This is a genomic window from Flavobacterium hankyongi, assembly GCF_036840915.1.
GTDB classification, from domain to species: domain Bacteria; phylum Bacteroidota; class Bacteroidia; order Flavobacteriales; family Flavobacteriaceae; genus Flavobacterium; species Flavobacterium hankyongi.
In genome coordinates this window covers 844,762-858,345 of the sequence record NZ_CP085725.1, presented here as the reverse complement: position 1 = coordinate 858,345, position 13,584 = coordinate 844,762, and the positions used below count along the sequence as shown (strand labels likewise).

The window sequence follows — 13,584 nt, the reverse complement described above, 5'->3', positions numbered from 1 at the left end:
ATATTTTATCCGCCTACGCGTTTAACTTTAAATCCTTTTTCTTTTAAAATTGTCATAATCTTATCACGATAATCACCTTGGATTATGATTTCTCCGTCTTTAAAACTGCCACCAACAGCAAGTTTGTTTTTAATTTCTTTGGCTAACAATTTAAAGTCTTCGTCTTCACCTTCATATCCTGCTATAATCGTGGTAGGTTTCCCTTTTCGTTTTTCGTACTTACAAATCATAGGTGCTCCCTGAACATATAATTCGTGTTCTGTTTCTTGAATTTCTTCCGGTTCATTGGAAGGAACATGATCAGGGAATAAGTTTTTTAGTTGGTCTTGTAAATCCATGTTCTATAAAATTACAAAAATAAAAAATCCCAAATTCCAATATTTCATGGAACTTGGAATTTTTAATTTATACTAGAATTACTTTTTAATCAATCCTAAATCAACCAAACGCTCATATAAGAATTCCCCAGCGGTAATATCTTCATATAATTTTGGGTTGTTTTCATCAATACATTCAGGCAAACAGTTTAGTGACATATCACTAACAGGGTGCATAAAGAATGGAATTGAGTAACGAGAAGTTCCCCATAATTCTCTTGGTGGATTTACCACTTGGTGAATAGTTGATTTTAGTTTATTGTTAGTGTGGCGAGACAACATATCTCCCACGTTAATTACTAATTCATCAGGTTCTGCAATTGCGTCAATCCATTGACCTTCATGATTTTGTACTTGTAATCCTTTTCCTTGAGCACCCATTAATAAGGTAATTAAATTAATGTCTCCATGGGCTGCAGCACGAACAGCACCATCAGCAGGTTCACTAGTAATAGGAGGGTAGTGGATTGGTCTTAAAATACTGTTTCCTTGATTAGCATATTGGTCAAAATAAAACTCATCAAGTCCTATGTAAAGTGCCAAGGCTCTTAATACATAAACTCCAGTTTTTTCAAGCATTTGGTATGCTTCTTTACCCACTTCATTAAAGCGAGGTAATTCTGTTACTTCAACATTGGCTGGGTATTCTGTAGCATACTTAGAATCAGCATCTACATATTGACCAAAATGCCAAAACTCTTTTAAATCTCCAGCCGAACGACCTTTAGCATGTTCTTTCCCAAAAGAAATATAGCCTCTTTGTCCTCCAATACCTGAAATTTCGTATTTTTCTTTCGTCTCAAGTGGAAGCGAAAAGAAGTTACGCACTTCTGAATATAAGTCTTCAACTAATTTGTCATCTAAAAAATGACCTTTTAATGCTACGAAGCCTATTTCTTCGTATGCCTTTCCGATTTCATTTACAAATTTTTGTTTACGTACCGGGTCGCCCGATAGGAAATCACGTAAGTCAACACTTGGAATGTTTTGCATTGTACTTAGTTTTTGTTAATAACTTAATTTCAAGGGAATACCTTGATTTTACAAATGTATATATAAATTTATTTATTTAATTTTAAAAGTTATCAACATTTTAAAAAAATATAACAAAGCCAAGAGTTTCTGTTATTTTTTATTAATTTTGGAATCGATTTAAAAAACCATTTAGTAATGAATTTCGAAAGAAAGAACTTAACCAACGAACAGCTTTTAGATTTATATAAAAAGTTATTAAAACCAAGATTAATTGAAGAAAAAATGTTGATTCTAATCCGTCAAGGAAAAGTTTCAAAATGGTTTTCAGGAATTGGTCAAGAAGCAATATCGGTAGGTATTACTTCTGTTTTAGATAAAGACGAATATATTTTACCAATGCACCGTAACTTAGGTGTGTTTACAACAAGAGAAATTCCGTTACACCGCTTGTTTTCACAATGGCAAGGAAAACGAAACGGATTTACAAAAGGACGTGACCGTTCATTCCACTTTGGTACACAAGAATTCAATATTATAGGTATGATTTCTCATCTTGGTCCACAAATGGGTGTAGCTGACGGAATTGCTTTGGCCAACAGATTAAAGAAAAACGGAAAAGTTACTGCTGTATTTACAGGGGAAGGTGCTACTTCTGAAGGAGATTTTCACGAGGCTTTAAATGTGGCTTCTGTATGGGATTTACCAGTTTTATTTGTTATTGAAAATAACGGTTATGGATTATCTACCCCAACAAATGAGCAGTATCGTTGTAAGCAATTGGCGGATAGAGGTGCTGGTTATGGTATGGAAAGCCATGTGGTTGATGGTAATAACATATTAGAAGTATATAATTTGATTTCTGAATTAAAAGCTTCTATGGTAGACAATCCTCGTCCGGTATTGTTAGAGTTTATGACTTTCCGTATGCGTGGACATGAGGAGGCGAGTGGTACAAAATATGTTCCTCAGGAATTAATGGATATGTGGGCAATTAAAGACCCAGTAGAAAACTACAGAAGTTATTTGAAAGCGACAGCAGTTTTAACTGATGAGCAAGACGAAGATTTCCGTGCTGAAATTAAAAAAGAAATTGATACTGATTGGGCAAAAGTTCAGGAAGAACCTGCAATTGTTGCTGATTTAGATGAAGAATTGAACGATGTATATTGTCCTTGGGAATACGAACAAATTGATCATTTTGACGAGTTAGAAAATATTCGTTTAATTGATGCCATTTCACAAGGATTAAGTCAATCGATGGAACGACATCCTAATTTGGTTGTGATGGGACAAGATATTGCCGAATACGGTGGTGCTTTCAAAATTACTGAAGGATTTGTAGATAAGTTTGGGAAAGAACGAGTTCGTAATACACCAATCTGCGAAAGCGTAATTGTTTCTGCTGCAAATGGATTGTCTATCAACGGACACAAAGCTGTTGTAGAAATGCAATTTGCCGATTTCGTTTCGACAGGATTTAACCCAATTGTAAACTTATTAGCAAAACAACACTATCGTTGGCAAGAAAAATCAGATGTGGTAGTGCGTATGCCTTGTGGGGGTGGTACTCAAGCTGGACCATTTCACTCACAGACTAATGAAGCTTGGTTTACTAAAACACCAGGATTAAAAGTAGTTTATCCTGCATTTCCTTATGATGCTAAAGGATTATTAGCAACAGCAATTAATGATCCAAATCCAGTAATGTTCTTTGAGCACAAACAATTGTACAGAAGTGTTTATCAAGATGTCCCTAAAGATTATTATACACTACCATTAGGGAAAGCATCGTTACTAAAAGAAGGTAATGACGTGACTATTATCTCTTTTGGAGCAGGCGTGCATTGGGCTTTAGAAACATTAGCTAAAAACCCTGAAATTTCAGCTGATTTATTAGATTTACGTTCATTGCAGCCATTAGATTGGGAAGCAATTTATACTTCTGTTAAAAAAACTAACCGTGTGATTATCCTTCAAGAAGATACATTGTTTGGTGGAGTTGCTAGTGATATTTCTTCTATGATTATGGAAAACTGTTTTGAACATTTAGATGCTCCTGTAAAAAGGGTAGGAAGTTTAGAATCAGCTATTCCTTTTATGAAATCGTTAGAAGATCAATATTTGCCGAAAGAACGATTTGAAACCGAATTGAAAGAATTGTTGGCGTACTAAAAAGAGCCAATCATAATAAAGAAAGCCGTCCCAATTGGAGCGGCTTTTTTGATGATTTCATATTGCAGTCTTGTTGCACTTAGTATTTTTTTCCATAACTCAAATCAAAAAGACGAGGGGACTTCAAAAGAAAATTGTAAATCCGCTACCCAAAGAACGTAAAAGTTTGTTGTGTTTTTACACTATTTTGCAAGACTATGATAGTGTTTCTTTTATAGATTAGCTTTTGCATCACTACGTGTGACAAGAAAATTGTGGATTAATCAATATACACAATGTTTAAGGAATGTATGTTTTGTTTTCAACATTCCAATCCCAAAAAACATTTTACACGTTTTGGAAAAGTAGCGGTTGATGAATTTGGACATAATTTAGGTTTACCTCATTGTTCAGATAAACTTGTGTAATGACAGATGCTGTTGAAAGTGAAAAAATAGGGTTAAACTAGAGTATAAATTTTAATAATATTCATTAATAATATGCTTAATTAAGCATATTATTAATGAATATTATTTTTTTTAATAAAAATCTGATTTTAAGATGAATACAAGTTATTTTTCCTTTTTTTTTAATCAATTTTTACTCTATTTTATAATCACTTCTTGTTTTTTTTATCCACTTATTCTTAAAAGAATACCACTTAAACTCGTCTATTAGGCAACTGTTAAGTTGGACTATCAATCTATTCTTTCTCTATTGTTTTTTGGATAATTTTAATAAATAAACATTTTAAGAGTTTAAGTACACTTTTTGTCTTCTTATATCTAACTCTAAAAAACTTAAAAACTATTCAAAATGAAAAAATTATTACTCATTGGAGTGTATTTATCTGTGACACAGATATATGCTCAAGAATCGGTTTTGTCCTCGGGAGGCAATTCCTCAGGTGCTAACGGTAGTGTAAGCTATTCCGTAGGTCAACTATTTTACAAAACGGTTAATGGAGGTAACGCTAATTTATCGCCAGGGGCAGAACAACCATTTGAAATTCAGACGGTATTGGGATTAGATAATTTTAATATTAGTTTAGAATTATCGGTGTATCCGAACCCAACAACAGATAAGATTTACTTGAAAGTAAAAGAATCTAGTTTTGAATCTCTTCAATATCGATTGTTTGACATGAATGGAAGATTGTTAGAGAGTAATAAAATTTATGATAGTTTAACAATAGTTCAAATGGATAATTATCCAGAGGCAATTTATTTGTTTAAAGTTATAGACAAAGAAAAAGAGGTCAAAACTTTTAAAATCATAAAAAATAAACAATTAAGTAAATAAAATATGAAAAAAATATACTACTTAGCATTGCTGTTATTTGTTTCTATAGCAGCCTTTTCACAGAGTCAGAATTATATGAGTTACCAAGCGGTAATAAGAAATTCCTCAAACAATTTGATTACTAACCAAGCCGTTGGGATGAGAATTAGCATTTTACAAGGTTCTGTTGTTGGTACAGAAGCTTATGTAGAAACACAGGCTCCCATTTCAAATATTAATGGATTGGTTACATTAGAAATAGGTAATGGAACACCAATAATTGGTACTTATAATGCAATAAATTGGGCAACTGGTCCTTACTTTATTAAAACGGAAACAGATCCAACAGGTGGAAATTCATACACAATCGTTGGTGTCTCTCAATTAATGAGTGTTCCTTATGCTCTTTATGCTTTAAATTCAGGTAGTTCAATTCCTGGTCCAGCAGGTCCTCAAGGTCCAGCAGGTAATGATGGTTTAGATGGAGCTACAGGTCCGATGGGTCCTCAAGGTCCAGCAGGAGTAAATGGATTAGACGGAGCAACAGGTCCAATGGGGCCACAAGGTCCAGCAGGTAATGATGGTTTAGATGGAGCAACAGGTCCAATGGGTCCACAAGGTCCAGCAGGAGTGAATGGATTAGACGGAGCAACAGGCCCTATGGGTCCACAAGGTCCAGCAGGATTAAACGGCGTTGATGGAATTAATGGTTTAGACGGAGCAACAGGTCCGATGGGTCCACAAGGTCCAGCAGGAGTAAATGGATTAGACGGAGCAACAGGTCCAATGGGTCCACAAGGTCCAGCAGGAGTAAATGGATTAGACGGAGCAACAGGTCCAATGGGTCCACAAGGTCCAGCAGGAGTAAATGGATTAGATGGAGCAACAGGTCCAATGGGTCCACAAGGTCCAGCAGGAGTAAACGGTTTAGATGGAGCAACAGGTCCAATGGGTCCACAAGGTCCAGCAGGAGTAAACGGTTTAGATGGAGCTACAGGTCCAATGGGTCCACAAGGTCCAGCAGGTAATGATGGTTTAGATGGAGCAACAGGTCCAATGGGTCCACAAGGTCCAGCAGGAGTAAACGGTTTAGATGGAGCAACAGGTCCAATGGGTCCACAAGGTCCAGCAGGATTAAACGGTGTTGATGGAGCAACAGGTCCAATGGGGCCACAAGGTCCAGCAGGAGTAAATGGATTAGACGGAGCAACAGGTCCAATGGGTCCACAAGGTCCAGCAGGAGTAAATGGATTAGATGGAGCTACAGGTCCAATGGGTCCACAAGGTCCAGCAGGTAATGATGGTTTAGACGGAGCAACAGGTCCGATGGGTCCACAAGGTCCAGCAGGAGTAAATGGATTAGACGGAGCAACAGGTCCAATGGGTCCACAAGGTCCAGCAGGAGTAAATGGATTAGACGGAGCAACAGGTCCAATGGGTCCACAAGGTCCAGCAGGAGTAAACGGTTTAGATGGAGCTACAGGTCCAATGGGTCCACAAGGTCCAGCAGGTAATGATGGTTTAGATGGAGCAACAGGTCCAATGGGTCCACAAGGTCCAGCAGGATTAAACGGTGTTGATGGAATAAACGGTTTAGATGGAGCTACAGGTCCAATGGGTCCACAAGGTCCAGCAGGTAATGATGGTTTAGATGGAGCAACAGGTCCAATGGGTCCACAAGGTCCAGCAGGAGTAAATGGATTAGACGGAGCAACAGGTCCAATGGGTCCACAAGGTCCAGCAGGTAATGATGGTTTAGATGGAGCAACAGGTCCAATGGGTCCACAAGGTCCAGCAGGAGTAAATGGATTAGATGGAGCTACAGGTCCGATGGGTCCTCAAGGTCCAGCAGGAGTAAATGGATTAGATGGAGCTACAGGTCCGATGGGTCCTCAAGGTCCAGCAGGATTAAACGGCGTTGATGGAATTAATGGTTTAGACGGAGCAACAGGTCCAATGGGTCCGCAAGGTCCAGCAGGATTAAACGGTGTTGATGGAATAAATGGATTAGACGGAGCAACAGGTCCGATGGGTCCACAAGGTCCAGCAGGAGTAAATGGATTAGATGGAGCTACAGGTCCAATGGGTCCACAAGGTCCAGCAGGTAATGATGGTTTAGACGGAGCAACAGGTCCGATGGGTCCACAAGGTCCAGCAGGAGTAAATGGATTAGACGGAGCAACAGGTCCAATGGGTCCACAAGGTCCAGCAGGAGTAAATGGATTAGACGGAGCAACAGGTCCAATGGGTCCACAAGGTCCAGCAGGAGTAAACGGTTTAGATGGAGCTACAGGTCCAATGGGTCCACAAGGTCCAGCAGGTAATGATGGTTTAGATGGAGCAACAGGTCCAATGGGTCCACAAGGTCCAGCAGGAGTAAACGGTTTAGATGGAGCTACAGGTCCAATGGGTCCACAAGGTCCAGCAGGTAATGATGGTTTAGATGGAGCAACAGGTCCAATGGGTCCACAAGGTCCAGCAGGTAATGATGGTTTAGATGGAGCAACAGGTCCAATGGGTCCACAAGGTCCACAAGGTCCTCAGGGTTTGCAAGGCCCAGCAGGCTCTCCTGCAACTATGGCATTCAGCTTTATGTCTAAAACAGCTGATTACACAATTACTTCAGGTGATGCCACCAATAATCTTATTGTAAAAAATAGCAGCAATTCCGTTGTTACATTTACATTGCCAAGTGCAAGTGCAGTTGGAATAGGTAAAATGATTTATATTACATCTACTTCAACTTCTTCTCCACAATCAATCAATGTATTGACAAATGGCAGTGATTTGTTCTTCGGATTCTATACAACTCCTTCTGGAACAACGGATATCTCTGCAACTACATTATCTAACATCAGTTGGGTTCAATTAATTAGTGATGGAACAAGTTGGAATATTTTAGGAATGTATTGGTAATAATCTTTTAAATCTTATTTCTTATTTTGTGTATAAAATTTTTATAACATATGATTAGATGTTTTGATAAGAGTTTAAAGATTCAAAATAATTAATTACAAAAAAGCTACAATTCATATGAGTTGTAGCTTTTTTATATTTGTGGTATTTAATTTTCCACTCAATAATTCACCTCTAATAGCAGATTTTGTTTTGATTACTAATTTCTTCATCATTTTGTGAGTGCACAAATTGAAGCTTCTAAAATATCTAAATCTTTTAAATTTAATTGTTTGTAAATTTCCAATAAATCAATAGAGTCTTGCGCTACTACTTCTAAGTTATCCTAAATTTCTAAGGTACTTCGTATTCAACCCGAGTAAAAATGACTAAACAAAGTAATTAGCGTAATCGTTGCTGAACTATTAATATTATGTAACGTAATCAATCAATGGAAATAAATTTTAGTGAAATAAAAAAAGCCGTCTCGTTACCTAAAATAAGACAGCTTTTTTATTATTAAAGTGATTTGAAATTATTCTACTATAATTTTCTTTGTTGCTTTTCCTTGGTTTGTAAAAACTTCTACATAATACGCTCCTTTTGTTAATTCTGAAGTATGTATTACATTAGTTGCTGTTGTTTTTACAAGTTGACCTAATTGGTTATAAATGTTTACTTTTTCTAATTGTAAATTGTTTTTCAAAGAGATATTCACAATTCCATTTGAAGGATTTGGATAAATAGAAAAATTAGTTTGTACAAAAGTATCGGAAGCTAAAACAACTCCTAAATTATATACTCGTACCTGACCTGAATTAGTACCATTTGCGTCACTATAATTAGAACCAACAGCTAGAATATTTCCATTTGATGATAATGATATACCATAACCACAATAATCACCTGCAGCTTCTCCGTCAATATCTGTTCCGATTTTTGTCCAAACTCCTGAAATATATTGATACACACGGACATGGCCTGAATCAGTGCCGTTTCCATCATTTTGATAAGCCCCAATAGCAACAATACTTCCATCTGATGATAAGGAAACGCTGTGACCACTATAATCATTTGCAGCCTCACCATTAATATCAGCTCCTATTTGTGTCCACAATCCTGAAATATTCTTGTAAACACGAACATGACCAGAATCAGTACCATTCCCGTCATTTAGTCGAGCACCAATAGCTACAATACTTCCATCTGATGACAAAGAAACACTTCTACCACTATTATCATTTGCCGCTTCTCCATTAATATCAGCTCCTATTTTTGTCCAAACACCAGATATATTTTGATACACACGAACATGACCTGAATTAGAACCGTTTCCATCATTTTGATAAGCCCCAATAGCTACAATACTTCCATCTGATGACAAAGAAACACTATAACCACTATAATCACCTGCAGCTTCTCCATTAATATCAGCTCCTATTTTTGTCCAAACACCAGATATATTTTGATACACACGAACATGACCTGAATCAGTACCATTTCCGGCATTATAACGAGCACCTATAGCTACAATGTTTCCATTAGATGATAAGGAAACACTTTCACCACTTTGATCATACGCGGCTTCTCCGTCAATGTCAGCTCCTATTTTTGTCCAAACCCCTGAAATATTTTGATACACACGAACATGGCCGGAAAGATTACCATTTCCATCATTTGCATTAGCCCCAATAGCTACAATACTTCCATCTGATGATAAAGAAACACAAACACCGCTTAAATCAACATCAGCTTCTCCATTAATATCTGATCCTATTTGCGTCCAAATCCCTGATATATTTTGATATACACGAACATGGCCTGCATCATCAGTACCACTTCCATTATTTTGAGCGGCGCCAATGGCTACAATAGTTCCATCTGATGATAAAGAAACACTGCGACCACTATAATCATTTGTAGCTTCTCCATTAATATCAGATCCTATTTGAGTTTGAGCTAAAGATGTTAAAGAACTAAGAAATAGTAAATAGTAAATTTTTTTCATTTATTTTTTTTAAAAATTTAGGCAAAAGAACACAATTAAATTCATTTATTAAAACAAATACATAAACGTAATGATTTAGCTGAAAAGCGTATATAATTTGAATATATTCGTTTTTGATTCTTCACTTTAAAAGTTTGAATCCACTTTAGTAAGTAAAAATAAAATTCCCAATTCGGGAGTATTTTGTTTTTAGAATTAAGACTAAGATTTTGCTTTTTATAGAAATTGTTTAGTAGTTCTAATACTCGTCTACGATATCGACTATTTAATTAGACCTAGTGGGTTACTTTTTAAAATTATTCTACTATAATTTTCTTTGTTGCTTTTCCTTGATTAGTAATAACCTCTATATAGTAAGTCTCTTTTGCTAATTCTGATGCAGATATTACATTAGTTGCTGTTGTTTTTACTAATTGACCTAATTGGTTATAAATATTCACTTTTTTTAATTTTAAATTATTTTCTAAAGAAATATTTATAATTCCATTTGAGGGATTTGGGTAAATTAAAAAATTGGTTTGAATGAAAGAATCTGAAGATAAGACAGTTGTTAAATCATATACTCTTACATTACCAGAATTAGAACCATTAGTATCATTAAGATAAGCACCTGTAGCCAGGACACCTCCGTTTGATGATAAGGAAACGCTATAACCACAATAATCAGTAGCAGCTTCTCCATTAATATCTGTTCCTATTTGTGTCCAAACACCGGATACATTTCGATAAGCGCGTACATGTCCCGAATTAGAACCATTGCCGTCATTTTGATAAGCACCAATAGCCAATATACTTCCATCGGATGATAAAGAAATATTATAGCCGCTTCGATCTCCTGCGGCTTCTCCAACAATATTAGATCCTATTTGTGTCCAAACGCCAGACAGATTTTGATATACACGTACATGGCCGGTATTATTACCATTTTCATCACTAAAAGGAGCACCAATAGCTACGATACTTCCATCGGATGATAAGGAAATACTCGAACCAAAATTAATTCCAGCTTCAGCATTAATATTGGATCCTATTTTTGTCCAAACACCTGACACATTTTGATACACGCGGACATGACCCGATCCAGTACTATATGGGGAACCCATAGCTACAATACTTCCATCGGATGATAAAGAAACACTTAAACCACTTCGATCTCCTGCTGCTTCACCATCAATATCAGCACCTATTTGTGTCCAAACACCTGAAATATTTCGATACACACGAACATGGCCAGAACCAGCACCATTACCAGCATTGTAAGAAGCACCAATCGCTACAATGCTGCCGTCTGAAGATAAGGAAATACTTGAGCCACTTTCATCATACATTGCTTCACCATTAATATCAGCGCCAATTTGTGTCCAAATGCCTGAAATGTTTTGATACACACGCACATGACCAGAACTATTACCATTTCCATCATTACGAGAAGCACCAATCGCTACAATACTACCATCGGATGATAAGGAAACACTGTCACCACTAATATCGTCTACAGCTTCACCATTAATATCAGCGCCTATTTGTGTCCAAACTCCTGATACATTTTGATAAACGCGTACATGCCCCGAATTAGAACCATTTCCGTCATTATTTCTAGCACCAATAGCTATAATACTACCGTCTGAAGATAAGGAAATGCTCCAGCCACTCCAATCATCTGCTGCTTCACCATTAATAGCCGATCCTATTTGAGTTTGAGCTGTGAAAATTGCGGAATTTAATAGTAATAAAAAGTAGATTTTCTTCATTTTAAATTATTTAATTTCGACAAAAGAAAGGAATTAAATTGATTTATTAAAACAAATGCATAACCGTAATAGTTCAAATGAAAAACGTAGATAATTTGAATATATTCGTTTTACAATTTTAAATTTATAAGTGTATTTGTTGTATGAATTGGGGTATGAAAGTTATTGTCTCAAAATTTTATCCATAGATTTTCCTTTGGCTAATTCATCAATCATTTTGTCGAGATAACGAATTTTTTGCATCAGTTTATCTTCAATTTCTTCTACTCGATAACCGCAAATTACACCAGTTATTTTTGATGCGTTGGGATTCATTTTGGGAGCGTTATTAAAGAAATCTTCAAAATTGGTTTTATCATCAAGAATCTTCTGAAATGATTCTTCGTTATAACCTGTTAGCCAAAAAATAATTTGATGCACTTCTTCTTTAGTTCTTCCTTTTTTTTCAGCTTTGGCAATATAATGAGGGTAAACTCCTGCAAAAGACATTTTATAAATTCTAGTATTTTCCATATTCTAAATGTTTTATAAAATTAGCTAAATTAAACAGAAAGTATTTTTCTATTTATGTGGTTCAAAACCTTTTCTATTGCTTAAATGATTTTTCGCGTATACCAATGATCTTTATCAAACTCAAAATATTTTATAATTATTTATAAACGCGTATTTGTACGTATTTTCTTCTTTTAAAATAGTGGTACATTTGGTTAACAAAATTTATTTTGGTTTTGGATAAGAGATGAAAAAACTATTTACCATATTAGTATTTTACATTTTCCTTTTATGGATAACACCATTGTTTTCTCAAAAAGAACAATTAATTATTGGAAGAACAACAGGGATACTATTTCTAAATAACAAGAAAAGTATTCGCACTTTTGGTTTTACAAATTCTCTTTCTGGTCAAGTGACTTTACCTGGACATATTATCAGTGCTAAAGTAGGGGATAGTGTTCATCTTGATTTTTGGAATATTTCCCAAGGTAACCCAGTTTCTTTGTATTGCAAGGAAATTGATTTTTTGCAACGCGATAGTAATCATGAAATCATGGTAAAAAAAGAGCCTGTGCATCACATGGAACATGGGTATTACTCTTTTCTTGCAAAAAAAACAGGTACCTATTTGTATTATAGTCCAGAAAATTATCCTTTTCATTTACAAGCGGGTATGTTTGGGCTAATTATAATAAAATCACCAAATACATATTCACAATCAGTAACTTCTATGGAAGAAGTGCTTTGGTGTAGTCATGAAATTGATACTGAATGGCATACTGATGATCTTATGGGAACCGAATATGACCCATCAAATAAGCCAATAATTATTCCTCGTTATGCACCAAATTACTTTTGTATTAATGGGGAAAACAGTAAAAAAGTAAAAGGTTTACTGGACAGAAATAATAATCATAAAACCATTTTGATTCGTCTGGTTAATGCAGGTTTGTATTTACATTCCGTACAATTTCCATCTAAAGTAAAACTTCAAATAAATAATGGTATAGATTCTAATTTCAATCAAAAAACAAAAGAAAATAAAATCTTTATTGCCTCGGGTGAAACCATAGAATTATTGGCAAATCTAGAAGATGTTAGTGCCAAAGAAAAAATATTTTATCAATTTATTGAACCAGAGACTCAAAAGGAATGCTTTAGAGCAGAGATTCCAGTTCTATATTAAAAAGGATTACAACACTATGAAAACTATTTTTTTAAAACTATTATTATTTGTAGTATTTACTACTGCTTATGCTCAGCAAAAACCTACTTTTTTGATTATTGGCAAGGATAGTAATAAAGAAATCTTGTCAAAAGATAAACGTTTGGATATCTCCAAAATTAAAGTAGAAAATATCTCTAACAAGCCTATCTATTTGGTCTGGGAAACGTTATCGAATACTTTTCCTAAAGAATGGGATTGTTCTATGTGTCAACATGGTGCATGCCAAATCGGAATTCCAAAAGGTTCATCTTTTAGCAAGCTAAATCCTGATCAGCAGGGATTCATAGCTATTCATGTAATCCCTGATAATACTCCAGGGCATGGAATTGTAAAATTTAAAATCTATGACAAACAAAATCCTAGTTACTCGCAGATTATGACTTTTGAAGTACAAGTCTTATAACTAAATAAACAATCAACAAA

General features: G+C 35.4%; 10 protein-coding genes. 5 read left to right on the top strand and 5 right to left on the bottom strand.

The annotated features are described in order from the left end of the window. Window positions 1-5 precede the first annotated feature (5 nt). Together LJY17_RS03945 and LJY17_RS03940 are read right to left on the bottom strand one after the other, a co-directional pair. Window positions 6-338, bottom strand: a complete 333-nt coding sequence (locus LJY17_RS03945; RefSeq protein ID WP_264542552.1) for a translation initiation factor — start codon at window positions 336-338, stop codon at window positions 6-8. Between the two features lie 78 nt (window positions 339-416). Beyond that, window positions 417-1,370, bottom strand: coding sequence for an isopenicillin N synthase family dioxygenase (locus LJY17_RS03940; protein ID WP_264542551.1), 954 nt, complete (start codon window positions 1,368-1,370; stop codon window positions 417-419). A gap of 177 nt (window positions 1,371-1,547) precedes the next feature. Here LJY17_RS03940 and LJY17_RS03935 point away from each other — a divergent pair, with 177 nt between their 5' ends. The 3 genes from LJY17_RS03935 (at window position 1,548) to LJY17_RS03925 (ending at window position 7,700) form a co-directional block, all read left to right on the top strand. Beyond that, window positions 1,548-3,524, top strand: coding sequence for an alpha-ketoacid dehydrogenase subunit alpha/beta (locus LJY17_RS03935; protein ID WP_264542550.1), 1,977 nt, complete (start codon window positions 1,548-1,550; stop codon window positions 3,522-3,524). A gap of 795 nt (window positions 3,525-4,319) precedes the next feature. Then, complete coding sequence (locus tag LJY17_RS03930) at window positions 4,320-4,805, top strand: T9SS type A sorting domain-containing protein (protein WP_264542549.1); 486 nt, start codon at window positions 4,320-4,322, stop codon at window positions 4,803-4,805. A 3-nt stretch (window positions 4,806-4,808) separates the two neighbouring features. Further along, the gene (locus LJY17_RS03925; RefSeq protein WP_264542548.1) at window positions 4,809-7,700 is read left to right on the top strand and encodes a hypothetical protein; all 2,892 of its coding nucleotides are present in this window, start codon (window positions 4,809-4,811) and stop codon (window positions 7,698-7,700) included. A 514-nt stretch (window positions 7,701-8,214) separates the two neighbouring features. Here the strand turns inward: LJY17_RS03925 and LJY17_RS03920 are convergent. From LJY17_RS03920 to LJY17_RS03910, 3 genes are all read right to left on the bottom strand, one after another. Beyond that, a complete protein-coding gene (locus tag LJY17_RS03920) occupies window positions 8,215-9,687 on the bottom strand; it encodes a T9SS type A sorting domain-containing protein (RefSeq protein ID WP_264542547.1) in 1,473 nt (490 codons plus the stop codon). A 296-nt stretch (window positions 9,688-9,983) separates the two neighbouring features. Further along, window positions 9,984-11,438, bottom strand: coding sequence for a T9SS type A sorting domain-containing protein (locus LJY17_RS03915; RefSeq protein WP_264542546.1), 1,455 nt, complete (start codon window positions 11,436-11,438; stop codon window positions 9,984-9,986). A 162-nt stretch (window positions 11,439-11,600) separates the two neighbouring features. Further along, window positions 11,601-11,951: a DUF2200 domain-containing protein gene (locus tag LJY17_RS03910; RefSeq protein ID WP_264542545.1), complete on the bottom strand. Its 351-nt coding sequence runs from the start codon at window positions 11,949-11,951 to the stop codon at window positions 11,601-11,603. 226 nt (window positions 11,952-12,177) lie between these two features. Here LJY17_RS03910 and LJY17_RS03905 point away from each other — a divergent pair, with 226 nt between their 5' ends. Both LJY17_RS03905 and LJY17_RS03900 read left to right on the top strand, forming a co-directional pair. After that, window positions 12,178-13,119, top strand: a complete 942-nt coding sequence (locus LJY17_RS03905) for a multicopper oxidase domain-containing protein (RefSeq protein WP_264542544.1) — start codon at window positions 12,178-12,180, stop codon at window positions 13,117-13,119. A gap of 16 nt (window positions 13,120-13,135) precedes the next feature. Beyond that, window positions 13,136-13,564 carry a hypothetical protein gene (locus tag LJY17_RS03900; protein WP_264542543.1) on the top strand — a complete coding sequence of 143 codons (429 nt, stop codon included), beginning with the start codon at window positions 13,136-13,138 and terminating at the stop codon, window positions 13,562-13,564. Window positions 13,565-13,584: the final 20 nt, after the last annotated feature.